The sequence below is a fragment of the Niabella agricola genome (assembly GCF_021538615.1).
In the GTDB taxonomy this organism is placed as follows: Bacteria; Bacteroidota; Bacteroidia; order Chitinophagales; family Chitinophagaceae; genus Niabella; species Niabella agricola.
In genome coordinates this window covers 321,622-347,829 of sequence record NZ_JAJHIZ010000003.1, presented here as the reverse complement: position 1 = coordinate 347,829, position 26,208 = coordinate 321,622, and the positions used below count along the sequence as shown (strand labels likewise).

24 protein-coding genes are annotated in these 26,208 nt (G+C 47.2%); 10 read left to right on the top strand and 14 right to left on the bottom strand.

Annotation, left to right across the window (positions count from 1 at the left end; genetic code table 11):
• Positions 1 to 105 precede the first annotated feature (105 nt).
• Positions 106 to 1,443 (bottom strand): carboxypeptidase regulatory-like domain-containing protein, encoded by a 1,338-nt coding sequence (locus LL912_RS06940; protein ID WP_235552853.1) that lies wholly within the window; start codon positions 1,441 to 1,443, stop codon positions 106 to 108.
• Complete coding sequence (locus LL912_RS06935) at positions 1,433 to 2,008, bottom strand: RNA polymerase sigma factor (protein WP_235552852.1); 576 nt, start codon at positions 2,006 to 2,008, stop codon at positions 1,433 to 1,435. Before LL912_RS06935 ends, LL912_RS06940 begins: the two co-directional genes overlap by 11 nt.
• Positions 2,009 to 2,441: 433 nt before the next feature.
• Here LL912_RS06935 and LL912_RS06930 point away from each other — a divergent pair, with 433 nt between their 5' ends.
• A complete protein-coding gene (locus LL912_RS06930; RefSeq protein ID WP_235552851.1) occupies positions 2,442 to 2,855 on the top strand; it encodes a hypothetical protein in 414 nt (137 codons plus the stop codon).
• A 235-nt stretch (positions 2,856 to 3,090) separates the two neighbouring features.
• Here LL912_RS06930 and LL912_RS06925 read toward each other — a convergent pair whose 3' ends face one another.
• The 6 genes from LL912_RS06925 to ltaE form a co-directional block, all read right to left on the bottom strand.
• Complete coding sequence (locus LL912_RS06925) at positions 3,091 to 3,690, bottom strand: VIT1/CCC1 transporter family protein (RefSeq protein WP_235552850.1); 600 nt, start codon at positions 3,688 to 3,690, stop codon at positions 3,091 to 3,093.
• Positions 3,683 to 4,915, bottom strand: coding sequence for an ornithine--oxo-acid transaminase (rocD, locus tag LL912_RS06920; RefSeq protein WP_235552849.1), 1,233 nt, complete (start codon positions 4,913 to 4,915; stop codon positions 3,683 to 3,685). Before rocD ends, LL912_RS06925 begins: the two co-directional genes overlap by 8 nt.
• Before the next feature lie 351 nt (positions 4,916 to 5,266).
• On the bottom strand, positions 5,267 to 6,094 hold the full coding sequence (gene ispE, locus LL912_RS06915; RefSeq protein ID WP_319941328.1) for a 4-(cytidine 5'-diphospho)-2-C-methyl-D-erythritol kinase: 828 nt from the start codon (positions 6,092 to 6,094) through the stop codon (positions 5,267 to 5,269).
• Positions 6,095 to 6,124: 30 nt separating this feature from the next.
• Positions 6,125 to 6,721: a bifunctional nuclease family protein gene (locus LL912_RS06910; protein WP_235552847.1), complete on the bottom strand. Its 597-nt coding sequence runs from the start codon at positions 6,719 to 6,721 to the stop codon at positions 6,125 to 6,127.
• Between the two features lie 107 nt (positions 6,722 to 6,828).
• Positions 6,829 to 8,481, bottom strand: a complete 1,653-nt coding sequence (gene pgi, locus LL912_RS06905; protein WP_235552846.1) for a glucose-6-phosphate isomerase — start codon at positions 8,479 to 8,481, stop codon at positions 6,829 to 6,831.
• Between the two features lie 19 nt (positions 8,482 to 8,500).
• Positions 8,501 to 9,511 carry a low-specificity L-threonine aldolase gene (gene ltaE / locus LL912_RS06900; RefSeq protein ID WP_235552845.1) on the bottom strand — a complete coding sequence of 337 codons (1,011 nt, stop codon included), beginning with the start codon at positions 9,509 to 9,511 and terminating at the stop codon, positions 8,501 to 8,503.
• A gap of 266 nt (positions 9,512 to 9,777) precedes the next feature.
• On the opposite strand from ltaE, the gene LL912_RS06895 reads away from it, so the two are divergent.
• A complete protein-coding gene (locus LL912_RS06895) occupies positions 9,778 to 10,977 on the top strand; it encodes a L,D-transpeptidase family protein (RefSeq protein WP_235552844.1) in 1,200 nt (399 codons plus the stop codon).
• A gap of 13 nt (positions 10,978 to 10,990) precedes the next feature.
• Here LL912_RS06895 and LL912_RS06890 read toward each other — a convergent pair whose 3' ends face one another.
• A complete protein-coding gene (locus LL912_RS06890; RefSeq protein WP_235552843.1) occupies positions 10,991 to 12,253 on the bottom strand; it encodes an aspartate kinase in 1,263 nt (420 codons plus the stop codon).
• 264 nt (positions 12,254 to 12,517) lie between these two features.
• On the opposite strand from LL912_RS06890, the gene LL912_RS06885 reads away from it, so the two are divergent.
• Positions 12,518 to 13,279 (top strand): ABC transporter ATP-binding protein, encoded by a 762-nt coding sequence (locus tag LL912_RS06885; protein ID WP_235552842.1) that lies wholly within the window; start codon positions 12,518 to 12,520, stop codon positions 13,277 to 13,279.
• Here the strand turns inward: LL912_RS06885 and LL912_RS06880 are convergent.
• Positions 13,276 to 14,727, bottom strand: a complete 1,452-nt coding sequence (locus LL912_RS06880; RefSeq protein ID WP_235552841.1) for an AAA family ATPase — start codon at positions 14,725 to 14,727, stop codon at positions 13,276 to 13,278. The genes LL912_RS06885 and LL912_RS06880 overlap by 4 nt on opposite strands.
• A gap of 397 nt (positions 14,728 to 15,124) precedes the next feature.
• Here LL912_RS06880 and LL912_RS06875 point away from each other — a divergent pair, with 397 nt between their 5' ends.
• The 5 genes from LL912_RS06875 to LL912_RS06855 all read left to right on the top strand — a co-directional run bounded on the left by LL912_RS06875 (position 15,125) and on the right by LL912_RS06855 (position 18,731).
• The gene (locus tag LL912_RS06875; protein ID WP_235552840.1) at positions 15,125 to 15,559 is read left to right on the top strand and encodes an FKBP-type peptidyl-prolyl cis-trans isomerase; all 435 of its coding nucleotides are present in this window, start codon (positions 15,125 to 15,127) and stop codon (positions 15,557 to 15,559) included.
• A gap of 70 nt (positions 15,560 to 15,629) precedes the next feature.
• On the top strand, positions 15,630 to 16,160 hold the full coding sequence (locus LL912_RS06870) for a YfiT family bacillithiol transferase (protein WP_235552839.1): 531 nt from the start codon (positions 15,630 to 15,632) through the stop codon (positions 16,158 to 16,160).
• Positions 16,157 to 16,705, top strand: coding sequence for an NUDIX hydrolase (locus LL912_RS06865; protein ID WP_235552838.1), 549 nt, complete (start codon positions 16,157 to 16,159; stop codon positions 16,703 to 16,705). Before LL912_RS06870 ends, LL912_RS06865 begins: the two co-directional genes overlap by 4 nt.
• 12 nt (positions 16,706 to 16,717) lie before the next feature.
• Positions 16,718 to 17,290 (top strand): pyridoxine/pyridoxamine 5'-phosphate oxidase, encoded by a 573-nt coding sequence (locus LL912_RS06860; RefSeq protein ID WP_235552837.1) that lies wholly within the window; start codon positions 16,718 to 16,720, stop codon positions 17,288 to 17,290.
• Positions 17,291 to 17,312: 22 nt separating this feature from the next.
• On the top strand, positions 17,313 to 18,731 hold the full coding sequence (locus LL912_RS06855) for a DHA2 family efflux MFS transporter permease subunit (protein WP_235552836.1): 1,419 nt from the start codon (positions 17,313 to 17,315) through the stop codon (positions 18,729 to 18,731).
• A gap of 110 nt (positions 18,732 to 18,841) precedes the next feature.
• On the opposite strand, the gene carA is transcribed toward LL912_RS06855, so the two are convergent.
• The 3 genes from carA to LL912_RS06840 form a co-directional block, all read right to left on the bottom strand.
• On the bottom strand, positions 18,842 to 19,951 hold the full coding sequence (gene carA / locus LL912_RS06850; protein WP_235552835.1) for a glutamine-hydrolyzing carbamoyl-phosphate synthase small subunit: 1,110 nt from the start codon (positions 19,949 to 19,951) through the stop codon (positions 18,842 to 18,844).
• Positions 19,952 to 20,027: 76 nt separating this feature from the next.
• The gene (locus LL912_RS06845; RefSeq protein ID WP_235552834.1) at positions 20,028 to 20,828 is read right to left on the bottom strand and encodes a queuosine precursor transporter; all 801 of its coding nucleotides are present in this window, start codon (positions 20,826 to 20,828) and stop codon (positions 20,028 to 20,030) included.
• Positions 20,803 to 21,111: a hypothetical protein gene (locus LL912_RS06840; RefSeq protein WP_235552833.1), complete on the bottom strand. Its 309-nt coding sequence runs from the start codon at positions 21,109 to 21,111 to the stop codon at positions 20,803 to 20,805. The genes LL912_RS06845 and LL912_RS06840 overlap by 26 nt, the downstream gene beginning before the upstream one ends.
• Before the next feature lie 129 nt (positions 21,112 to 21,240).
• On the opposite strand from LL912_RS06840, the gene LL912_RS06835 reads away from it, so the two are divergent.
• Together LL912_RS06835 and LL912_RS06830 are read left to right on the top strand one after the other, a co-directional pair.
• Complete coding sequence (locus LL912_RS06835; protein WP_235552832.1) at positions 21,241 to 23,733, top strand: YfhO family protein; 2,493 nt, start codon at positions 21,241 to 21,243, stop codon at positions 23,731 to 23,733.
• 14 nt (positions 23,734 to 23,747) lie between these two features.
• Positions 23,748 to 24,866: a glycosyltransferase family 4 protein gene (locus LL912_RS06830; protein ID WP_235552831.1), complete on the top strand. Its 1,119-nt coding sequence runs from the start codon at positions 23,748 to 23,750 to the stop codon at positions 24,864 to 24,866.
• A 186-nt stretch (positions 24,867 to 25,052) separates the two neighbouring features.
• On the opposite strand, the gene LL912_RS06825 is transcribed toward LL912_RS06830, so the two are convergent.
• The gene (locus LL912_RS06825; RefSeq protein WP_235552830.1) at positions 25,053 to 26,180 is read right to left on the bottom strand and encodes a glycosyltransferase family 4 protein; all 1,128 of its coding nucleotides are present in this window, start codon (positions 26,178 to 26,180) and stop codon (positions 25,053 to 25,055) included.
• Between the last annotated feature and the right edge of the window lie 28 nt (positions 26,181 to 26,208).

The following is a 26,208-nucleotide window of genomic DNA, read 5'->3' as shown; positions in this document are numbered from 1 at the left end:
TAAACAAAAAAGTTGTCAACAAAACAACATACGAAGATTTATTTACAAGTATGTAGGTTAAAAAAATGTCAACATGCCGGCCCTGTTTGATGATTTTGGAGTCTCTTAATCTACCTTAATTTTTACATCCACTTTCTTTTTTCGCTTGCTTGTTTTCCATTTGGGCCCCTTCCTAATAATCGAAATGGCCTTTTGGGCAGTGGCCTCGTCCGGCGTTTTAAGAACCGTGAATTTTTCGGGTAAGCCGTTTTCCACCGTAAACCGGAGGTGCAGGTCTTTGGAGGCATTTCCCTTATTTATACCCATTTCATTGGAGAGGTTATTATAAAAACTATCCCAGCCACCCTGCGGGTACGGGGATTCTTTATAGGGGAGGGTGTCTACTTTATAACTGCTGATGGTGCTTGTAAGCGCCCGTTTTTTTTGTTGTCCGTAGCCCACAACAACTACATCACTGAGGGAGCTGTCGGCTTGGGATAGCTGGATACCGGCTGTTTTTCCGGCCATGAGTTGCTGCATTTTATACATGTAGCCGGGGGCTGTAAACGCCAGGTTGCCGGCCGAGTCCTGCGCAGGCAGGCGAAAACTTCCGTCAACATTGGAAATGGTTGAATGGTTTTGAGGCGCGGTGATGGTGACGCCCGGAATGGGGATTCCACTTTTATCTGTTACTTTTCCAATATAATATTGTTCGAGGGGACCCGTCATCATGAAACCGTTTTCTTTTGCCGGAGCGGTCTTCGTCATTGAACGAACACCACGTATACGGATCGGGGAGTCGGCTGCGTTTAAAGCAGTTGCCTGCGGGGTGGGTGCAGCCGGCTGAATTGCCGCAGCTTCCTCAAGCGCCGGAGCGGCTGCTGCATTGTCGGCAACGGCAGTGCTTGCTGCTGCGGCCTGAGGCAATGGAGCATTGGGCCGGATATCGCTTTTCTTTGCTATATCGGGTTGCTGCGCTTTTTTTTCTGCAGCCGTTGGCGGAAGCTGTTGGGATTCAACTGCAGTGTTTGCAAGGCGATCGCTTTGAACCGTGGCGGAATCGGTGGAGGGCCGGGAAACAGGAGCTGTTACCAGTGGGGTGTTTCCGGCGATCTGACCGGTGGTAGCGGCATCGGGGCGCATAAAAAACCAGGCTCCGGCTGCCATAATACCAATAACCGCAGCAGCAGCCAGGCCGCGCCACCATTTGGTTCTATGCAGTGCCACCACCGGAGCCCGCCGGGTCGTTTCAACTTTTTGTCCGCTGATACGGCCCCGGATCTCATTCAGGTGCATATCAGTTACAGCGGGTGTGGCCGTTCCGTAACCATCCAGTGCATCCGCCAGAAACGGATCCGACAATGCGGCTTTCTCCATGTCATGCATTTCTGCAGAAGACATACTGCCGCTGAGATAGCGCCGGATATCTTCAATTGTATACTGATATGTAGGATCAGTTGGCATTTTTATCCATGCAGTTTTTTAAATTCCTTCTTCCATTCTGGATCAGGCTACGTACTTTATTCCATTCCATTCCTGTTGTTTCCGCTATTTCATTATAGCATTTATTATCATAATAAAACAGGCGGATCGTCTTTTCCTGTTCCGACGGAAGCGCTTTCATACATTTTTCCAGCTTTTTAAATGCTTCTTCTTTTTCAATGATATCATCCAGATGCGAAAAATCGCCCGATTGCACAAGCTGCGTATCTAAATTAACCGTTATATTTTTCCTGGCGGCTCGCAGGATCATCAGGCAATGATTCTTGGCCAAAACGTATAACCAGCTTTTAAAGTTCTGAACCTCATGCTTCAGCAGCTTATTTCCGAGCTCCTCATAGATATTCATCACGGCGTCTTTTGCGTCTTCCGCATCTTCCAGGTATTTCAGGCAAACCCCATAAATTAAGTCGCTGTATCTCAGGTATAAATGCGCCAAAGCCTCCTGATCTCCTTTAAGTTTAAACTGATCCAGAAGCTCCGCATCGCTGGTTGCTGCGGCTACAGGTATGCTGATGATGTTACTCAAATGGACGAAAAGCCGATGGGATGACTTTTAACTGTTGCAAGATAATTTTTTTTTCCTCAAGCTTCGGGTTGATTGGTAAATATCTGCGAAAACAGCGTCCTTACCAGACAGGGAAACCGGCTTTTTAGAAAAACAAGAGTGGGAATCGGGCTGCCTGTTTGGGGAATCCTGTTTGCCGATAATTCCCTTGCTATGCCTATAACTTATTGCTAAATAAATATTTATAGTTTGAAAAGTGTGCTTTTTCAATTTTGGCATAATATTTAGATTAATAGGGTAGGCCGTTGCTGCATCCCATGGTCAAAAAGATCAGCGTAGTTCTCTTCTGATTTTAATACGCGACCATTCAACCGTTTATCCTATAAAATTTTAAGAGCGCTCTTTTCAACGGAGCGCTCTTGTTTTATAGAACTGATTGTTCTTTATTTGCAGGATGAAAATTTTTAGTCGCTCTCAATGGCTCGCACTACTGGCTGCAATTATTCTCGCGATTGCATGTTTTATGCCCTGGTCAAAGATCCAGTCAATGGGCCTGGTTTTATCCGGGGTAGATACCACCGGTACCCGGTACGGAAGCCCGGCGTATAACCATTTTATATTGACGGCGGTGATTCTTTTGCTCACATTTATTGCCCGGATCTGGGCCAAGCGGCTGAACCTCCTGTTTGGCGTGTTAAACCTGGCCTGGGCCATCCGGAACTTTATTCTTTTTGGTCGTTGCGAAGCGGGCGATTGTCCCGAACGGCAGGTTGGCCTTTACCTGGTATTGCTGGCGGCCGTGATCCTGATGCTGACCATCCTGTTTCCAAAGATGGAATTAAAAGAGGATGGGGCGCAGGAGGATTAGAATGGTGCCAGGTTTAACGGTTCATGTTGAGATCCGTTTTGATGCTTGATGTGGTTTAGGGGGTAACGTTCAATTTTTAAAGCTCCAGGGTGAATCGTGTGCATGCCTGGGGTGCTTTCTGGCTTCAGACGTTAAATGTCAATCATCTGATATCTGTTGTCTAAAGTCTATAAACCGGATCTTCGCTACAGCATTTAAAATTTGCTATTTGTTATTTGATTTTTGCTATTTCAAATCAAATAAGTGTTCCAATCCAATAGGCCCCCACAGCCGCAATAACACCTCCTCCCGCCGTTAAAACAATTCCTCCCCAAACCGGCCGGCCGAATAACCGGTATTTCAGGAACCCGGTTACAATTAATACTACTGCCGGAACCACGAAAAAGGTATAGGCCGGTAAAAGCTGCCGTTGTGCGTTGAAGAGCACCAGAAGTCCGCCGGCAATACAGCCCGTAAAAATGGATAATGCGTAGCTAAAAGGAGCCAGGGGTTCTTCGGGAGCAGCTTTCTGATGCCATTCCCTTTTCCATTCATCACTTTCCCGTTGCGCATCTTTGATAAGGTCTTCCTTGATATGATCTGCTACATCCAGCCCTCTATAAACCTTCAGGATCCGCTTATCATGCGTATGCGACAGCTCCTCCCGGCGGGTAAAAAAGCCGCCGGCGGCCATCAAAAAAGCGGTTGCCAGAGCCGTATACGCGGTATAGAGCCAGGCTTCGGAAGAGGGGTATCCCAGGCCCGTAAGAAAACAAAACACGGTAAGCGGAATAATGATCCCATCAATGATGCCGATCAGCAGTGAAGAAAAGTAATGAGTGGGGATTTTAGGCATTGAGACTGTTTAAGGAAAGGCGAATGATTTCAACAGCGTCTTCCAGCTGTGCTTTTGTAATGCAAAGAGGAGGCGCAAACCGGATCTTATCTCCATGTGTAGGTTTTGCGAGCAGCCCGTTTTTTTTCATTTCCAGGCAAAGCTTCCAGGCTGCCTCCGGATCTTCTGCGTTGATCTCAATAGCGTTTAACAGCCCTTTACCTCTTACGGTGCGTATATGGGGTGAAGAAAGGTCCTGGAGCTGTTTGCGGAAAAAAGCACCCAGTTCAAGGGCATTGCCCGCCATATCTTCGTCAATCAATACCTGTAAGGAAGCAATGGCAGTAACCGCCGCCAGCGGGTTGCCACCGTAGGTGGAACCATGTTCCCCGGGCTTAATGGTTAACATGATTTCGTCATTGGCCAATACCGCACTCACCGGCATCATGCCACCGCTCAAGGCCTTACCCAGTAACACAATGTCAGGTTTTACCTGCTCCGCATCGCAGGCCAGCAGATGCCCGGTGCGGCAGAGGCCGGTTTGTATTTCATCGGCAATAAATAATACACCGGCTTCTTCGCAAAGCTGTTTGGCAGTAGACAGGTAACCCTCGTCCGGTACAATTACACCAGCCTCCCCTTGTATGGGTTCTACCAGGAAACCTGCAATGTTTTTTTGCTTAAGCGCGTCGGCCAATGAAGGCAGATCATTATAGGGGATTTTTAGAAAACCATCCGTAAAGGGGCCGAAATTTTTCTTTGATGAAGGATCACTGCTAAAAGAAATTACAGTTGTGGTTCTTCCGTGGAAGTTCTGCTCGCAAACAATGATCACCGCTTCGTTTTCAGGGATACCTTTTACTTCGTAAGCCCATTTCCTGCAAAGCTTGATACCCGTTTCCACCGCTTCAACGCCGGTGTTCATGGGCAGCACCTTATTATAACCCAGCAGCGTGGTAATGTATTTTTCAAAATCTCCCAGCTTGTCATTGTAGAACGCGCGACTTGTAAGGGTTAACCGCTGTGCCTGTTCTACAAACGCAGCAACAATGCGGGGATGGCAGTGCCCCTGGTTTACGGCGGAATAACCGCTTAGAAAATCATAATACCGGTTATCATCCACATCCCATACAAAAACGCCTTTTCCTTTAGATAATACCACGGGAATGGGATGATAATTATGAGCGCCATAAACTTCCTCCAGGTCCATAAAATAACTACCTGTATTTTGGGCAATTGCAGACATAAACAGAAAAATTAGAAATTAGAAATAAAAAAATGAGGATCAGAAAACGTAAGGATTGCCGGAACTGAGCCGGCGGTATACCCTGACGGATGTCAGTGGTTCAACAGATCAAGATGCTGTCGCAAAAACGGAAGTTGGCGGATACCTGCTATAAGCATGGTTGCAAGATACGGAAAATTTGAATTAGAAATTTGAAAATTTGGGAATGTGGAAATGTGAGATGGTAAGGGGGAGTAATTAAAAAACAAATTTCAAATAGCAAATGGCAAATATCAGTGTCAAGTATAAAATGTAGCGGTGAAGGCGCTGCTATTGATTCGGAGCGCATACCTGAAGAATCTTTGCCCGTTCCTAATGCAGTAATGGTTCACCCAGGGAAATGCATTTGACAAAATAATTATCCGGGAACGCTGGTACATCCGGATGCTCCTTAAACAAACCAAACACGGTGCTTCCGGTGCCCGTCATGGCGGCAAAGACTGCGCCCATGTTCAGCAACCGGGTTTTGATTGCACCCACTTCCGGGTATGCTTCAAATACCAGCGGTTCAAAGTCATTAAAGACCAGCTGCTCCCACGCTGATGGAGGCAGGTCGGGCAGCGCTTCAAGGGAGCGCACGGGGGGTGCCGGGTTGATACGACTGAAAGCCCAGGGGGTGCTGATGTGAATGCCCGGGTTTACAACCACGAGGTGATATTCAGCGAGATTCAATAAAAGGGGGTGCAGTTCTTCACCACGGCCCGTGGCGTAACTGGGCGTGTTAAGCACAAAAAACGGACAGTCACTGCCCAGGTGCAAGGCGTATTTTAATAATTGTTTTTGCGACAATTGAAGATCAAAGAAACGGTTCAATGCGGTCAAAGCCGTGGCTCCGTTGGCACTTCCGGCTCCCAGGCCGGCGCCCGCCGGGATGTTTTTTAAGAGGTGAAAGCAAACCGGAGGCAATTGCGGAAGCTCCTGTTTTAGCAGGTGCCAGGCTTTCCATACCACGTTTTGTTCCTTATTGCCGGGGACGGGGAGTCCGTACAGCAGCAGCTCAGTTTTGTCGGAGGGCATCAGCTCCAGCACATCATAAAGCGGAAGAGGATAAAAAACGGTCTCCAGGTCATGAAACCCGTCAGCACGTTTGGCTGTTATATGCAACCCCAGATTTATCTTACAGTTGGAAAAGAATACCACGTGGCGGAGTATTAGATGATAAAGGGCTGGCTATTTTTGAGTCCGGCTGTTGATCTCATCCCGTATCGCAATGGCGCGGATATAATCTTCATTTTCCAGTACCTCGTTCAGCATGGCATTGAGCTCTTCAAGAGTAAGGGTTTTCAGATCGTCTCTTGAAGGTTCACTGGTTGTACCACCCACGGCTTCTTCCTTTGTTGGTTTGGGTTCTCCTTTTTCGTCCATTACAATACCCGCGGTTTCCAGTATATTCTCGTAGGTATAAATCGGGCATCCAAAACGGACTGCCAGGGCGATGGCGTCGGAAGTGCGACTGTCGATCTCTACCGTATCATGATCCGATGAGCAAATCAGCTTACTGAAAAAAATGCCTTCCTGCAAATCTGAAATGATGATTTCATGCAGGTCGATATTAAAGGCCACCAGGAAGTTTTTCATGAGGTCATGAGTCAGCGGCCGGCTGGGGTTCATTTTTTCAAGGGCTACCGCTATGGCCTGCGCCTCAAACCCGCCAATCACAATCGGCAAACGCCGCAACCCATTCACTTCGCCCAACACCACGGCGTAGGAATGGGTTTGCGTAATGCTGTGTGACAAGGCCACAATTTCTAACTCGATTTTTTTCATATATCACCAATTCTTAAATACGGAGGTATTTAACCGACAAATATAACCATTTTTTACGCTCCGGAATCCGGTTTAGGGGGATAAAAAACAGTGCGGCCGGGCTGTGGTCACCCACGCATTTTTTTGTAGGCATTGATCAGGCCCGAGGTACTGCTGTCGTGTCCCGTAACAGGTGTATCCGTTTCCAGGGCCGGCAGGATCTTATTGGCCAGCTGTTTTCCCAGCTCCACACCCCATTGGTCGAAACTGTAAATGTTCCAGATTACGCCCTGTACAAAGATCTTATGCTCATATAACGCGATCAGCTGCCCTAATGTATACGGTGTGATCATTTTTACCAGGAAGGAATTGGTGGGCTTATTGCCTTCAAAAACCTTAAATGGCGCCAGTCGATCGATGTCGGATTTTGGAAGTCCCGATTTTTTCAATTCGTCTTTTACCTCCTTTAGGGTTTTCCCGTTCATCAGGGCTTCGGTCTGCGCAAAGAAATTGCTCAGGAGTTTTTGATGATGATCACCCACCGGATTGTGGGTTTGAGCGGGTGCAATAAAGTCGCAGGGGATCAGTGGCGTGCCCTGGTGTATGAGCTGATAAAAGGCATGCTGCCCGTTGGTGCCGGGTTCGCCCCAGATCACCGGCCCGGTGGCATAGGTAACCCTTTTCCCGTTGCGGTCCACACTTTTTCCGTTACTTTCCATATTACCCTGCTGGAAATAAGCGGGGAAGCGGTGTAGGTACTGGTCGTAGGGGAGAATGGCTTCCGTTTCTGCGCCAAAAAAATCGGTATACCATAGCCCGGTGAGGGCCATTATTATGGGGATGTTTTGTTCAAACGGGGCGGTTCTAAAATGCGTATCAATATTGTGGGCTCCTTTTAAGAGCTCCTCGAAGTGGTTGTAGCCGATGGTGAGGGCGATGGACAAACCGATAGCCGACCATAATGAATAACGGCCGCCAACCCAATCCCAGAATTCAAACATGTTCTTTGTGTCGATACCGAACTTTTTTACTTCTTTTTCATTAGTGCTCAGCGCTACAAAGTGTTTGGATACCTGCTTGCTGTCTTTGGCCTTTTTTAAAAACCAATCCCGGGCGGTATGCGCATTGGTCATGGTTTCCTGGGTGGTAAAGGTTTTGGAGGCAATCAGGAAAAGGGTGGTTTCGGGATTCAGTTTTTTTAGCGTTTCTGTGATCTGGGTGCCATCCACATTGGAAACAAAATACGCTTCAATGCCTTTAACGGTGTAGGGCTTCAGGGCTTCCGTAACCATAAAGGGGCCCAGGTCGCTTCCGCCAATGCCGATATTTACAATGGATTTGATTTTTTTTCCGGTATAGCCCACATGGGTTCCATTATGTACAGCTTCGCAAAAGCGCTTCATTTTCTGCTGCACCCTGCGCACCGCCGGCATCACATTTTCGCCATTGCTGAGGATGGCCTCTTTTCCAAAATACCGCAACGCGATATGCAGCACAGACCGTTGTTCGGTCTGATTGATGAGCGCTCCGGAAAACATCGCCCGGATCGCTTCCTGCAAACGGGTTTCCCTGGCCAGTTCCGTTAACAATTGAAGGGTTTCGTCTGTGATCCGGTTCTTCGAGTAATCAAAAAGAAGATCTTCGTGCTGAAGCGAATATTTTTGAAAGCGTTGTGCGTCGGCAGCAAACAGGTTCCGCATATGCACCTGTTTCATAGTTGCTGCATGCGCGGCTAATTTTTTCCAGCTTTTGGTTTTGGACGGATTTTGGGTTGGTAACATATCTTTTTCTTTACTAGTTTTAAAGTTTGCTGATCTTTTCAATCACCTGGTGTACCATTGTTTCTGTAATATCCAGGTGCAATACAAAACGGACCCTGCAGGGGGCAACGGCATTACAACGGATTCCGTTTGCCGCAAGGCGGGCAACCAGGTCGGCAGCTGCAATGTCCTTCGTTTCAAAAATAATGATATTTGTTTCTACCGGTAAAATGTTTTCAACAAAGCGGCAATCCCGGAGCGCGCTGGCAATGGCTGCTGCGTGTGCATGGTCGGTTTGTAGCCGCGGAATATGATGTTCGAGGGCATAAAGGCCTGCGGCAGCAAGAATGCCCGCCTGGCGCATGCCGCCTCCGAATACTTTGCGAAAGCGCCTTGCCCGGGCAATAAACGGCTTACTGCCCAGGAGCATGCTGCCAACCGGGCATCCTAGTCCTTTGGAAAAACATACCGAGATACTGTCAAATAACCGGCCGTATTGTTCCGGTGTTTCGTTTCTGGCAACAAGCGCATTAAATAAACGCGCGCCGTCGAGATGAAAGCTCAATCCCTGTTCTCTGCAAACACCCTGAATCCGTTTCAATTCTTCTATCTCATAACAGCTGCCGCCGCCCCGGTTGCTGGTATTCTCAATACATACCAGTTTGCTTGCAGATTTATGTATATCGTCCGGATTGATGGCGGCTGCTACCTGGACCGCTGTAATGCGCCCTCGGTCGCCCTGTAGCAGGCGAACCGACGCGCCGGAGTTAAAGGCAATGCCTCCGGCCTCATACTGGTATATATGTGCCTCCGCATCACAGATGACCTCATCACCGGGTTGCGTATGACATTTAATGGCGATCTGGTTTGTTTGGGTGCCACTGGAACAAAATAGGGCGGCTTCCATATCAAACAGTGCGGCACAGCGGGCCTCTAGCTCGTTCACGGTAGGGTCTTCTCCAAAAACATCATCCCCCGTTGTGGCCGTCATCATGGCCTGCAGCATGCGGGGGGCGGGGCGGGTAACAGTATCTGAACGTAAATCAATCATCGGATTCCAAAATTAGGATTTTGAAAGAACCTTCCGTCATCCGGACCGCAAATTTGCAGAAGACAGGTAAGTAAATGAAATTCAATGATGAAAGTCATATTACATATTTTTTAACATAGAAAAGCTAAATTTGTAGATAATTTGTAACGTGTTACCGAAATATCTGTCTCGTTTTTTCGTTGTAATGAGCGTAGAGACCGTTAGTGTAGGAACGATTCTTTAAACAAGCGGCGATTTATTATCCGGCGAATTATTATTGATTTAAAATGGCTTTAAAACTGAGAGGAAAAAAGGGATTTATTGCAATAACCAGCATTTTTGCATTTTCAATATTCAGCGCAGCTCAAACTTCTTATTCATCCGCGGCGTCTTATGGTGCTTTTTTTGACGCGCAGACCAGTTTGCCGCGCCCTAAAGAGTCTTTTCAGAAAAAGGGAGAGTATCTGAAAAGCCTGTTTAAATTAAAGGGGCTCGACTGGCCGGCAAAGTATGTATACCTCCGCTCTTTCAAATACGACAGTCAACTGGAGGTATGGGTAAAGAACTCGATTAAAGAAGAATACAAGCTTCTGAAAATTTATAAAGTATGCGCGCTGGCCGGATCCCTGGGCCCTAAGCGATTCGAAGGTGATTACCAGGTGCCGGAAGGATTTTATTATATCAATGAATTCAACCCCAACAGCACTTATTATTTATCACTGGGGCTGAATTATCCCAATGCATCCGATCGCATTCTTGCCGACCAGGCAAAGCCGGGTGGGGATATCTTTATTCACGGAGGATGTGCAACGGTGGGCTGTATCCCTATTAAAAATGATCAGATCGACGAGTTATATATCCTGACGGCCAGTGCCAAGAGCGCAGGGCTCGACTATATACCCGTTCATATCTTCCCGGTTAATTATAGTGTAAAGAAAAGTTATGAGTATCTGAATAAAATGCTGGAAGCCGATCCTTCTTATAAGGCGCTCAATGTAAAGCTGGAAGAGGCATTTGAGTATTTTGAACAGCATAAGCAGCTGCCGGTGGTTATGACGAAAGACAACGGCGAGTATGTGATCAGCGATGCCCCTGTGCTGGCGCCCCGGTTCCAGCCGAAACAACGTCCCAAGTCGAATTTTGTTCCAAGCCACCGGAAGGTAGATTTTGTGGCGGATGCGGTGGCCAAATGGCCGGAGTATCCCGGTGGTGCTGCGGCATTTTCGGCATTTGTAAAACGCGTTGGCACCGAAATGTCAAAAGAATTGCCCGACAGTGTTACACATGCATATGTGCAATTGGAATTTATTGTAGATAAAGACGGAAGCCCGGTGAACTTTAAAATTCTGAAGGGTGGGGTTGACGACTATTTTGATAAAGTGCTGCTGTCAAAAATGGAAAAAATGCCGGCTTGGACGCCCGCCATTTTACGTGAAAAACCGGTGGCAAAGAAAATGGTTCAAACAATTACCGTTGGCGGCGAATAAGCACTCGACGGCACTAACGATGCAGCACGCGGATGTTCTTTTGTGTTTGCTGCCGTACCAGTATTTCCTTATTTCCAATATAGCGGTCTAACGCGGTTTGATTGTAATGCCGGATGGTTGTCAGGGTAAGCCCGGGTGTTATATGTACATCAAACACTTCTGCTGCTGCTGATGAAAACCGGCCGATCTTTTCCTCCCAGTTATCAAAAGCAAAAATAAGACTGATGGCCCCGTTTTGTGTAAGCGTGGGTCTCAGGGAATGCTCGTTAAACCATTGGTACAACTGGTAGGCATGTGCATCGCCTACAAAGGAAAAATCTTTTGTTTTTAATTCCATCATTACCTGGTTCTCTTTAATAACGATAATCGGAGGCAGGCCTTTGCTCATGCGGTCACGGATCACGGTGCCCGGAAGGTCCGCATCCAGAAAGCATTTTACATATAAAGGAATATTTTTGTTTTGTAAGGGTTTGATGGTTTTGGGGTGAATAACCTGGGCCCCGTAATACGCCATCTCAATAACCTCGTTATAGCTCAGCTCATGGATGGGCACGGCATCCGGGATTTTTTTAGGGTCGGCGCTCATGACACTTTCGACATCTTTCCAGATGGTAAGACTTGTTGCGTTGAGCATGTTTGCAAAAAGGGCTGCGGAATAATCACTGCCTTCCCGGCCGAGGGTGGTACTTTCGTTTTCATCGGTAGCACCAACAAATCCCTGTGTGACGATCCATTTTTTTGACTGGAGAATGGGGCGGATCCTCGCATCAATTTGCTGCTGGGTATAGTTCCAGTTGATATTGGCATCCCTGAAATTATCATCTGTCCGGAAAATATCCCGCACATCGATCCATTCATTTGAAATTCCCCGTTCTGAAAGGTAAGCGCTCACAATACAGGTAGACAATAGTTCGCCAATGCTCACCACCTGGTCGTAGTAATAATCAAATTCGCGAACCGGCTGGTCATGCATCATCCACTCTACCTCGGTAAAAAAATCCTTTAATCGAGCTTCGCAAGCCAGGTAATGTGTTACCAGCAGGTATTTAGCTGTAGTAATATGTTGTCTTTTGATTTCATCAAAAAGTTGCAGGGCTTCTTCCTTCTTATGATCGTAATATGCATGCACCACTTTTTCAAGGGCATTGGTGGTTTTGCCCATCGCAGAAATAACAATGACCAGTTCCTCATCAGGAAAACGCTCCAGGATGGTTGCTACATTGGAAACCCGCTCTGCGCTGTTTACAGAGGCACCGCCGAACTTATATACCTTCATTGTTTTTATTTGCGGGCGAAGGTCGCCCTTTTTTAAGAAATACAGGAAGGCGCGGAAAAATAAATCTGATTACCGGGGAAGGAGCGCGTTTAGTTTTCAGCAGTGCTGCTTCGGCTGGATAATAACAGATCAATGAAGGCGCTACATCGCAAAATAGTGTATCGTATCCCAAATGAGATCCTCTGATTGCTGATAGCTGATACCCGTCACCTGTACCAAAAATAATCCCGCTAACAATTACCAACTTATTTGTAGTTTTAGCGCATGGCAACTCCCATCATTTCAGTTAGCAACCTGGTAAAGGATTACGATCAGTTTCGCGCAGTAAAGGGCATTTCTTTTGAAGTGTATGAAGGTGAAATATTTGGGCTGCTGGGCCCTAATGGTGCGGGGAAATCCACAACGCTGGAGATTATCGAAACATTGAGGGAGAAAACAGGCGGCGCAGTGATGGTGGGAGGGTATGACCTGGATAAGGAGCCGGATGCCATTAAGGGGATTATCGGCGTGCAGCTTCAGGCCAGCGGATACTACCCCGGTCTGAATCTTTTGCAGTTGGTTGATCTTTTTGCGGGTTTATACAACCAGCGGGTGAATGCGATGGACCTGTTGAAAGCGGTGAATCTGGAAGAGAAAGCGCGGGCAAAATTCAAGGACCTGAGCGGAGGGCAGAAGCAGCGGTTTTCGGTTGCCACCACATTAATCAATAAACCCCGGGTGATTTTTTTAGATGAGCCCACTACCGGTCTTGATCCGCAGGCCCGGAGAAACCTTTGGGAGTTAATCCGGAAGATCAATGCGGAGGGAACCACGGTCATTATCACCACGCATTATATGGATGAAGCCGAATACCTGTGCAACCGGATCGCGATCATTGATTCCGGCGAAATTGTTGCCCTCGATACCCCCGACCAGTTAATCGATAACCTGGTAGCAACCGGTTTTGAACGTCCAAAGGAAGTAAAGAAGGCCAATCTCGAAGATGTATTCATTCACCTAACCGGAAAGCATTTAAGAGAGGACTAAACGGAGGATTCGGCGGGGCGGAAGAGGATATCCATCGTAAGCTGATGCTGGATGAGGCCGGCATAATCATCTGCATTTTTTACCCCGAAGGTGGTCATAAACCCTGTAAACACCGTTTTCTTTGTTCCCGTCGTTTCGATAAAAAGTTCCCGCTTATTGAATAAGGTAGTCCGGTATGATTTGGAGATTACAAACTGACTGGAAGAGAACTTCATTTCAAAAAGATTGATGCAACGGTCGTTGCGGTCGATAACCAGGTCGATCTGGGCATCCTGCCTGGCAGGGGTTGGAGCTGCAGCCCGCCAGATACTTTCCCGGGTATGAATGCCGGAAATACCAAGCGCCGCTTTTAGCTGTTCCAGGTGTTTTTGACAGATGGCTTCAAATGCATAGCTGCTCCAGCTTTTCCAGGAAGACGTATTGAACAGTTTGATCCAGGTGCTTTTCCCTGAATACTTGTTGGGAGCTATAAACTTCAGGTAGAACAAGGAGTATTCATCGGTTAGTTTGTAAATGCTGTTCTTAACGGTTTTCCCGAAGGGGATATAGGATTTGATAAACCCGGATTCTGTCAGTTCATCAAGGATTTGCGTAATGCCCCCTCCGGACGACAGGCGAAGCATATCAATGATCGCATTCCGGGTAAGTCCTGAGGGCTTTTGGGCGAGGGCTTTCACAATACGAATATGAGGTTGGGCACTGTCGAAAAGAGAACAGTAAAGATTGCTGAACTCATTGGACAGGTAACCGCCCCTGGTGAAGCAAATCCGGTCGATGGCCTGTACGGCACTTTCACCGCGTTTGACCTGTTTGAGATATTGCGGTACACCTCCCATTGCCATATATAACTGCAGCACCTGGTACCGGTCCAGTTTAATTGCCTGTGCCCGGAAGAACTGTTCGGTTTCGGCCAATGAAAAGGGCAGCAGACGGATCTGCCGGGTAAGCCGGTTATGCAGGGCACCGCTATTATTTACAATTTTGCGGATCATCCAGGAGGCTGCGGATCCGCAAATGATCACTATAAGATTTTTTTGCCGGCACGCCCAGCTGTTCCAGAAATTTTCAAAGGCCGGCATAAAACCAGACCGCGGAGAATCGAGCCAGGGAAACTCATCAAAAAACACCACCTTTTTGCTTTTTGCCGTTCCGGGCGGAAGAGCCCTGATCAGCTGTTGAAATGCCTGCAGCCAGGTTTCGGGTATGGGCAGTTTCTTTTTGCGCGCTGTTTTTGAAAGGCAATCTTTAAAATGTTCCAATTGCTCCTGCAGGGAAGCATTGTGTAATCCGGAGATTTCAAATACGATCTCCTTTTCAAAAATGCTCCGGACCAGGTAGGTTTTGCCTACCCTTCTTCTCCCGTGAACAGCAACCAGTTCTGCTTCGGGTGTCTTTTTTATATCGGAGAGTACCTGGAGTTCTTCAGTTCTTCCAACGATTGCTCCCATAATTTATATTTCGCCAAAACTACAAAAAATACCCTGTTTTGGCGGAATATAAAACCGGTATCATTTTGTTTGTCTGTCTGTGATATACCGTGTTGGCGGTAGAAGCCGTTCCTTTGAATACCTTAGTGTTGTGTCTGGGATGACTGCAGGATGGTTGGATTTGCAGCTGCGCCGATTAACGATGCTGCTTATATTTCGCCAAAACTGTAAAAAAAATCCGGTTTTGGCGAAATATAATTTTGAAGAATCTGCTGTTTAGAGGGGCTTTTTCAAAAAATGTTGCGGCTGGCAGCCCGTTTTGCAGGTGCAATGAAAAAGCGCTTAAACACAGCGTGCTTTGTACCGGATTCGTTACCTTTGCAGCTATTTACTTTCATAAAAATGACACAATAAAAATATGGGATTACAGGATAAATTAAAAGCATTTATGAATAACAAAGTAGAAGCACAAAAAGAAGCCGGAAGGAAATTTCTGGAAGCCAATAAAGACAAAGAGGGCGTGCAAACGCTTCCGGAGGGCATTCAGTATGAAGTGCTCAAGGAAGGAACAGGTAAGCAGCCCACCGTACAGCAGTCGGTTACGGCACATTACCGGGGCGCCCTGCTGGACGGAACGGAGTTTGACAGTTCCTTTAAAAGGAACCAGCCGTTCTCTGCCCCGTTGAGCGCATTAATTAAAGGATGGCAGATCGCAATCCCGTTGATGAAAGAAGGCAGTCATTGGCGCCTGTGGATTCCATCGGATCTGGCTTATGGCGACAGGGGCGCGGGCCGGGATATTCCGGGCGGAGCCACATTGCTATTTGAAGTGGAACTGTTACAGGTAAATTAAAATGGCTGAAATAAGTTTGGACGCTGACAGGATGTTCAAACGCTTCGTAATTTTTTTATCAATTTCCGTTATGATCGAGAATCAATATCCCATTGGGAAGTTTGAGGAACGCAGGTTTTCAGCGGCAGTACAGCAGGAATGCCTGGCTGCCATCCGGTTCCTGCCCAACATGCTGGAAGCGGCTGTTTCCGGAATGGAGGAGCCGCAATTGCAAACGCCTTACCGGGAAGGTGGGTGGACGGTGCATCAGTTGGTGCATCATGTTGCAGACAGCCATTTAAATGCATATACCCGTTTTAAACTGGGGTTAACAGAGGAAAACCCGGTAATTAAAGCCTATGACGAAAAAGCCTGGGCGGAGCTGGGTGACGTGCGCTCCTTGCCCGTAAATCTTTCGGTCACTCTTCTTTATGCATTGCACGCCCGGTGGTATGCGGCTATTAAAGACCTCGATGATGCACAATGGGCCCGTACAATTGTGCACCCGGCTACGGGCAAAGCGCGGCCGCTTTCCCATTACCTGCAACTGTATGCCTGGCACGGCAAACACCATGTGGCACAGATCAATTATTTGAGAGAAAAACGAAAATGGCAATCATGAACTGGAAAACGATTTCTTCTGAATACTTATTTAAAGATCTATGGTTTACCGTGCGCCGGGAGCGTTGTGAAACGCCCCAGGGAAAGATCGTAGATCCCTATTATGTGTATGAATTCCCTACCTGGGTAACTGCTTTTGCGCTTACAGAGGATAACCAGGTATTGCTGGAAAGACAATACAGGCACGGGATTGGTGAAACCCGTTATGAAATTCCCGGCGGTTGTGTGGATGATACGGATGCCAGTCTTGAGGCGGCTATTAAACGAGAATTAAAAGAAGAAACCGGCTACGAATTTTCGAACTATACCTACCTGGGCAAAACCTGTGCAAATCCTTCAACGAATAATAACTGGATGCATATGTTTTTAGCAACGGGTGGGAGGAAGACCGGCGACCAGGAGCTGGATCCGAGTGAAGAGATTCACATCGAGCTAATATCGATGGAAGATTTCAAAGAAATGTTCCGGACAAACCAATTCATCCAATCCATGCATGTAACCTGTATGCTCTATGCATTGCAACAGCTGGGCGAATTAAAAATCTGATTAAAAAAGGAAATGGATCCACTGGAACTTTTCAACAGCTGGTACCAGGAGGAGCGGAAGGCATCCGGTGTTATGCTTCCGGGGGCCTGTTGTTTAACCACCCTGGGGTTGGATGGGTTCCCAAACAGTCGTTTTGTTTCGCTAAAGGAAGTAAAGGAGGGGCGTTTTGTAATTACAGGTCCAATGGATGCGCGAAAAGGACAGGAAATGGCTGCAGCACCTAAAGTGGCATTGGCCTTTTGGTGGCCGGTTACCGGTAAGCAGGTCCGGATCCAGGGTATTGCAACTCCCATTACCCCAAGCGCTGCAGATCTTTACTTTGCAGAGCGCGACCGTGCGGCAAGGATTGTGTCAACGATTTGTACACAGGGAAAACCGGTGGCTGCTTATGATCTGATGTGGGCTCAGTTTCAGCAGGCATTGATGGATAAAACGGCGGGCAACAAGCGGCCAGAAAATTGGGGTGGTTATGCCATTGCGCCGGTGCGGATAGAGCTGATGATTTTTTCGGAAACCCGTTTGCACGACCGCAATTATTTTGAATGGAAGGAGGACCGGTGGACGCATCAAAAATTGCAGCCGTAACATAACCAGTAAACCGGATGTTTTGGAAACAGAAAATGCTCCCGTTGTATATCGTGCACTGCCTTGGATAGCGGCTCTTGCAATTTTTATGCAATCGCTGGACGGTACGATCCTGAATACGGCGTTGCCTTCTATTGCTGCAGATTTGCATCGCTCGCCCTTAGGTATGCAGTCCATCATTGTTAGCTACGTGCTCATCCTGGCGCTGCTGATTCCATTGAGCGGATGGATGTCGGATCATTTTGGTTCCCGGAAGATTTTTATTTGGGCCGTCGGATTGTTTACCCTTGGCTCTTTGCTCAGTGCACTTTCCGGCAGTTTGGCTGCGCTCATCTTTTCGCGGGTGGTACAGGCCGTTGGCGGTTCCATGATGGTGCCGGTGGCAAGGCTGGCGATCCTCTATACCTATTCAAAAGATAAGCTGTTGGGCGTGATCAATTTTATTACGATTCCCGGCCTGGTGGGGCCTATTATCGGGCCCACATTAGGAGGGTGGCTGGTGGATGTGGCCAGCTGGCACTGGATCTTTCTGATCAATATTCCCGTGGGCATTATCGGTATGGCGTTTGCCTGGAAAGTGATGCCCAATTATATATACCGGGGGAAACCTTTTGATACACTGGGAATGCTGCTTTTCGGCGGGTCACTGGTTTGCATCACGATAGCGATCGAACTGGGATCCGAAAAACTGGTAGAAGGGTGGTACCTGGTAGGCATTGCTGTGTTGGGTATTATAATGATGCATGCGTATTACCGGCATTTCAAAAAACAGAAATATCCGCTGATTGACCTGCACCTGATCCGGATCCGGACCCTGCGCATTGGTGTTTTTGGCAACCTGCTGACCCGCCTGGGTATTGGCGGCATGCCGTTGTTATTGCCCCTGTTTTTTCAGGTTGGGTTCGGACATACTGCCATGGTATCCGGTATGATGCTGATTCCCTCTGCCATTACAACCATTATGGTAAAGCCCTGGGTAGTGCCGATTGTGAGGCGCTTTGGATATAAAAAAACGCTGATCGTGAACACCATGCTCATTGCCACGGTCATTGCACTTTTTTCAATCCCCGATGCGCACACGCCGCTGCCATTGTTAATTCCCTGTCTGGTATTATTCGGGGCCGTCAATTCCATTCAAATGGCTACCATGAACACACTTGCTTTGTCTGATCTGAACAATGAAAATGCAAGTATGGGCAACAGCTTGCTGCTGGTGATGCAGCAACTGTCGATAAGCTTGGGCGTGTCTGTGGGGGCTTATCTTTTATCAAAGTATGGAAGCGCATCCTGGATCCAGGCAGGAGATTCTGTCACTGTGTTCCGGTATACTTTTCTGACCATGGGAGGCATTACTGCATTGGCCGGGCTCATCTTTTTTCGGCTGGAGGCTACCGATGGCAGTACGTTGGCCGGAAGAGCCGATGCAGCAGCTGCAAACTGACCATTACCCATTGCGAATTTGCCGTGTTTGCAACGGCAAAATGCCGGTTTCTGCTGTTGATTGCCCAGGGCTGTATTTATAAAAACGCCCCGTTTCCGGGGCGTTCCTGTTTAGTTATTTTTGGACTGTTTGATCAGGTTGATAAAATCGTCGAACAGGTACCGGGAATCGTAAGGGCCGGGTGTGCTTTCGGGGTGGTATTGAACCGAAAAAGCCGGTTTGCCTTTGATCCGGATGCCTTCGATGGATTGATCATTCAGATTTAAGTGTGTGATTTCTACCAGTTCGGAAGCCTTTACAGATTCCGGGTCTACTCCAAAACCATGATTTTGAGTGGTAATCTCCGATCTTCCGGTAATTAAATTTTTTACAGGATGGTTCAGTCCGCGATGACCATGATGCATTTTAAATGTAGAAATACCATGAGCCAGGGCCAGGAGCTGGTGCCCCAGACAGATGCCAAACATCGGTTTGCCTTCATTCAGGATCTGCTTCAGTTGTTCTACAGCATAGTCCATGGCGGCCGGATCTCCGGGACCATTGGAGATAAAATATCCGTCGGGGTTAAATGCCTTTACTTCTTCTAAAGGTGTTTTGGCGGGAAATACTTTTACAAAGGCGCCGCGGTCGGTCATGCATTTAATGATATTGCGTTTGATCCCGTAATCCATCACCGCAATACGAATCCCGGCCTGGGGATCGCCGGATTCATAAACTTCCCGGGTGCTCACCTTGGAAGCCAGTTCCAATCCATCCATAGAGGGAACCTCAGCAAGCCGCTTTTTCAGTTCTTCCACATCAAAGATCTCCGAAGAGATGATACAGTTCATAGCGCCCTTGGTACGAACATGCGTTACCAACGCCCTTGTATCCACATCATGAATGGAAACAATATTATTTTGTTTCAGATAGTCGTTCAGTGAGCCATTGGCTCTTTTCCTGGAATAATTTTCATTCAGGTTCTTGGCAATCACGCCCAGGATCTTTACACTGTCTGACTCCACATCTTCATCGATTACCCCATAATTTCCCACATGTACGGCATTCATGATCACGATCTGACCGTAATAGCTGGGATCGGTAAACACTTCCTGGTACCCGGTCATGCCGGTATTAAAACAGATTTCACCGGTAGTGGTGCCAATGGCGCCAAAGGCCTTACCGGAACAGATGGTTCCGTCTTCTAATAATAAAATTGCTGGAGATTGATTATCAGGCATTTATATTGATTATAAATTTAAAAAATCACGCGAAGATAAAAGAAAAATTCTGATATCGGAGGTATAATTTTAGATTTTATAATCCTTTTGCCATGGCTTCCTGTTTCATTTGGGCAGCAAGTTCCGGCCCCAGGAACTTTTCAATAGCATTGTGCACCCAATAAATTACCGGAGTCATGATAACGGCAATAATAAACTTGTAAATATAATTGCCCACACAAATGCTGAGCACGAGCACCAGGCTCCAGGGTTCCCCCTGGTTCGAAGAAACCCGGGGACCGATATAGAACGCAATGAAAAGTACGAGAAAGCTGTCAACCAGCTGGGAGACGAGGGTGGAGCCGGTGGCCCGGAGCCAGATGGCTTTTTCTCCCGTAGCCTTTTTGATGCGATGAAACACCGCTACGTCAAGAATCTGTCCCAGCAAAAAAGCGCTCAGGGAGCCGATGATGATCCAGGATCCCTGACCCAGCATCACCCGGTAGGCATGATCGGCATTGGGCACATTGTTTTTAGTATAATTGGATACCCAGAAATCGGCAGGCGTAAGCACAATGGCACCCTGGAACATCAGGAACGTGTACCCGATCAGCCCTGCAGCAAGAAAAGAAAGAAAACGGACGCCTTTCATACCGTAGTATTCATTGATGATATCCGTCATTATAAACACAACCGGCCATAGGAGTACACCTGCTGTCAGGTTAAAAGAAAAGGCATTACCAAAAAGGTTCAGGTTAAAAGGAGCAATCCCGATTGTCTTTTCAAGGGAAAAGATTTTCACCCCGATTACTTCGGCGATGATAGCATTCGCAACAAAAAAAGACCCCAGTAATATAAAAAGCCGGGTGGGTTTATTTTTGGTAATAGTATGGATCATTCACAAAGAATATGTATACAAAAATAAGCAGGAGGCAGCCGATATTGAAAAGAATCAGCCACCGCGGAACGATGGTACCGGGCTTTTTCCCCGCAATCCAGCTAATCAGGTAAATAAGATTTACGAGCGGGATAAGGACCATTCCCAGCGCATATCCGGATGTAATAATAGCGCTGCTGATGGTTTCCCCTTTATTCCATTCATTAAAAAGAAGTGAAAGCGCCAGGATCACCATAACCCCGCATAAAAACGCCACTCTCGATAAAAATATTAACCAACGCATAAGCCGATTTCTTGTAAAATAGCATTATTTTGCCCAAATATATGCCAGGTTTTTGGTTTAGCATAATGGTATACAGCTTCATAGCACAACCGGTAAACCAATTACACCTGCTAATAAACAAGGGAAGAAATGAAAAATAATTGGGTCAAAAAAGTCATTCCGCATCTGGTTGCTGTTGTCATCTTTATTGTAGTATCGCTGGTATTCTGCAAGCCGGTGCTGGAAGGAAATGTATTGAATCAACATGATATCGTTGGCTGGAAAGGCGCTGCACAGAACGCGTTGGATGCGAAAGCAAAAACAGGGCAGGCACCTCTCTGGAACACCGGACTTTTTAGCGGAATGCCCAATTACCAGATCTATATGGAAGGGAAATCGGTGTTGCCCAACCTTACAAAGATCTTTGGATTGGGGCTGCCCAACCCGGCCAATTTTCTGTTCATTGCCTGTATTTGTTTTTATATCCTGGCCTTGGCGATGGGACTGAATCCGCTGGCGGCTGTTTTGGGCGCCCTGGCTTATGGGTTTTCTACCTATAACCCGGTGATTCTTTCCGCAGGGCATGAAACCAAGATGTATGCCATCGGCTTTATGCCCCTGCTGATGGCGGGGTTGCTGTTGATCTTCAATAAACGTTACTGGATCGGTTTGGCCATAGCTACCCTGGGAGCTTACCAGGAACTGATGTCGAACCATCCGCAGATCAACTATTACTTTTTTATTATCGCCGTTTTTGTAACCATATTTTACCTGGTGAAATGGATCCGGCAAAAAGAGTTTAAACATATCGGGATCGTTATTGTGCTGAGCGGGGTGGCGGCACTCGTGGGGCTGGGTGGTTACTACCTGAGTTATGCTGCTACAAAAGAATATACAGCATTTACAATGAGGGGTGGTAAATCGGTGGAGATAAAGGGTGACCAGGTTACCAATACTAAAACCTCCGGGTTGGACGAGAGCTATGCGTTTTCTTATAGCATGTATATGCCCGAACCGCTGGTAATGCTAATGCCCAAAGCTTACGGGGGAAGCAGTGCTGATCCGCTTAGCGAAAAAGCACAGGAAAAGATCACCGAAAAATTAACGGCACTTGGAAATCCCCAGCTGAATTCAGTGGCAGGACAGCTGGTAGGACAATTACCCGCGTACTGGGGTGGCATGTCGAAGCCAAGTGAAGGAACATCCGGACCTCCTTATGCCGGTGCAATAGTGGTATTGCTGGCGCTGATTGGCTTTGTGATTATAAAGGGACCCCTGAAATGGGGACTGCTGATCGCAACGGCATTGGGAATTATGATGAGCTGGGGTAGTTATTTTGCGGGGTTTAACCAGATACTGTTACACCACCTTCCCCTGTATAATAAATTCCGGGCGCCGTCGATGGCCCTGGTAATTCCGCAGTTGACCCTTACCATAATGGCTGCTTTCACTGTTCAGCAGCTTTTCTTTACAGCAAACGGAAAAGCGTTGCTGCAGCAAGACTTCAGAAAAATACTTTATATACTGGGGGGAACGGTTGTGGTCATCGGGCTGGTATATGTCGGCCAGTCGTACAGCTCGTATTTTGATCAGCAGATTGCAGATTCTCCTTACCCGGACGATATAAAGCGGATCCTCCTGGGCGGGCTTAAATCCGAACGCCAGTCCATGTTTGGCGGGCAACTATTGCGCACCATCTTATTTGCTGCATTGCTGGTTGGGGTTCTTTTCCTGTATCTGAGGAATACCTTTAAGCCGCAGGTGGCAACAGTGATCCTGGCGGCCATCCTGTTTATCGACCTTTGGGCAGTGGATAAAAAATACCTTACGGATGATAACTATATTCCAAAAGAAACGGCGGAAGCGCAAAATTTTGTGAAGACGGCTACGGATGATCAGATCCTGCAGGATAAAGATCCGCATTTCCGGGTGTTTGATGTTGTCAATGGATTTAACAGCAATCATGCCGCATATTTCCATCGTTCCATACTGGGCTACCACCCGGCGAAACTGCGCATTTACCAGGATATTATTGAGCGGTATATGAGCACAGGCCAACCACCGCAGGAGCTGCTCAATGCGCTGGATACACGGTATATCATCGCCCAGAACCAGCAGGCGCAGCCTTTGCTGGTGCCCAACCCGAATGCGTATGGCGCTGCCTGGTTTGTAAAAGGCTTAAAACCGGAAGCGGATGCCGCGCATGAATTGCAGGCGGTTGGCAATACACACTTAAAAGATACGGCCATTGTGCCCCAGGCAGCCGTGGCTTCAATTGGTCCTATTCAACCTGATTCTACCGCAACGATCAGCTTGGTGAAATATACCAACGATGAGGCCGAGTATACCAGTGTTAGCAACACAGCCCAGTTTGCCGTTTTCAGCGAGGTATATTACCCTGCAGGCTGGAAAGCAACTATTGACGGAAAAGAGGCGGCCATTATTAAAACCAATTATTTTATGCGGGGAGTGGCCATTCCGGCAGGAAAGCATACCGTAAAACTGGTGTTTGAACCGCAAACGGTTAAAAAAGGAATTACGATTTCTTATATTAGCTCTATCCTTGTAGTCATATTGGTGCTGGGTGGTTTTGGCATGCAATGGTGGGTGGATCATAAAATGAAAAATAAGACAGCGGCTTGATAAAGATAGCTTCCTTGGTTCCTTATAAAATCGTTCCTCCGGTAACCGGCGGGGAAAAAGCAGGGTACTATTTTTTAAAGCATCTTGCCGTATTGGGAAGAATGACCTGTTTTACCGTTGCTGAAAATGAGCAGCTCAATACGCTGTACCCTACGCTTCCCGTATTGGGAAGCAGCCGCAATAAATTCAGGTACATCAACCCCCTGCTGTTTTTCAGGTTGCGCCGGTTGCTGAAAGAGCAGGGGATCCGTTACCTGACGATGGAACATCCGTACTTTGGATGGCTGGGTATGCTGCTGCAACGGCTGGCTGGCATAAAGTTTATTATTCACTCTCACAATATTGAAGCATTCCGTTTCAAAGACCTGAAGAAATGGTGGTGGAAGTGGTTGTTCCGTTATGAAAAGATGGTACACCGGTTTGCGGACCTTAGCTTCTTTATTTCGCCGGAGGATCGCAGTTTTGCATTACAGCATTATCAGTTATCGCCGGAGAAATGTATCGTTTTGCCTTATGGTATAGAGCTTACATGGGTTTCGGCAGAAACAAAAAAGGAAGCAAAGCGCGTTTTGTGCAGTGAACTGGGCATCGACATCAACACCCGCCTGGTGCTCTTTAACGGAACCCTCAGTTACCGGCCCAACCTGAATGCCGTAACTGCCATTTTAAGATCGATCAACCCGTTGCTACGGCAACAGTTCTCAAAACCTTATAAGATCCTCATCTGCGGAAAAGGTCTTCCTGATGCCCTTTTAGCGGAAATGAAGGAACAGGAGCAACATGATATTCTGTACAGAGGATTTGTGGAAGACATCCAGCTTTACTTTTCTGCTGCGGATCTGTTTATTAATCCTGTTGCAGACGGGGGGGGGATTAAAACCAAACTGGTGGAAGCCCTTGGCAGTAATACGCCTGCCGTGTCCTATAAAAAAGGGGCCTTCGGAGTGCCCGCAGCGCTCACCGGCACGCATCTCCGGGTAGTAGAAGATAGGGATGACTCTCAATTCGTAAACGCAATGATTGCTGCGTTAAATGAGCAAAACGGCGACATACCGGAATCCTTTTATGATTATTTCAGCTGGGATAGCATTGCGCAGCGGGGAGTGGAAGCTATCAAAAAAATAAAGGTTTGATCACCGGGAATAGCATGCCGGAAGGATCAATAAAAGTCCCGTAATTACCCGCTGCAGGGGAGGAAGTCCTTTATAATGATTATAGACGTATTTCCGGCCCGGCAGTTTCCTACTCTTGTTTACCAACGCATACCGGCTCACGGAAAGCGTTCCTTAATAGCATAAGCGCAGATCAGTCTATAACCTTTATTGTCCGAATGTTTTCAAAATGCTTGCATACAGTTGTACGCTGCTTTGCTCCCAGTTGAATAGGGCTTTACGCAGTGTTCCTTTTTCAATTAATCCGATCCTGTATTTCTTATCGGTGTCAACCCGGCTCATGGCTGCGGCAATTTCATTTGTGTTGAGCGGATTTACCAGCAACGCTGCGCCCCCGGCCACTTCAGGCATAGACGTAGTGTTGCTGCAGATGACCGGAACGCCGGCCTGGAAGCCTTCAATAATGGGCAATCCGAACCCTTCAAATGTTGGAACAAATACAAGGCCCTGGCTGGCGGCAAGGAGTTGGTTCAGTTCCGCATCGCTGACTCTTCCCGTGAAATGGATATCATCCCGGTATTTCAGGTATTGAAGGGCATGCTGTAGTACGTCCGTTTTCCACTGGAGGTTACCGGCAAGCAATAGTTTCGTATGGCTGCCGGTTTCCATTTTAAATAGTTCGAAAGCAGCCAGAAGGCGGGGAATATTTTTACGCGGGTGCATTGATCCTACGAAGAAAAAGTACGGTAGCCCGTTGGAATACTTATTCCGTACAGCTTGAATTTCGTTGGTTGTTAACGGATGGAATATGGTTTTTACACCCAGGTACATGACATCGATCTTGCCTGCGTCGATGTGATAACGGTCCATAATGTCGTTTTTGGTATATTCGGAAACCGCTACAATGCGGGATGATTTTTGTGCAAACCGTTTAAAGAAAAAACGGTAATAAAGCCGGTTCCGTAATAAAAGATCTTTGGGGTGGTATTCAAAATTGAGGTCATGCATAACGGCGATCTGCTTACAGTTGGTGCGCAGGCTGATCATGCCATCCATTCCTATGAACAGATCTGTTTTGTTCTTTTTTAAAAAGGAAGGGAGCTTTCCTTCCAGGTAAAACAGGTACAGCAACGGATGGCGATAGGGGGGGAATATCAAATGCTTCCGGGCATTGGGGAAATCAAAATAACTTCTGTCGAAACTTTTATCGCACAGCAACTGGAAGTGGATTTCCGGGTGCTGTTGAATCAGCCGGGAAATGGTTTCGATGATCACATTTCCAATGCCATCGATATTTTTATTCCGGAGATTCCAGCAATTAACAGCAATGTTCATATGTCAAAAATACGGATCATAAACCAGG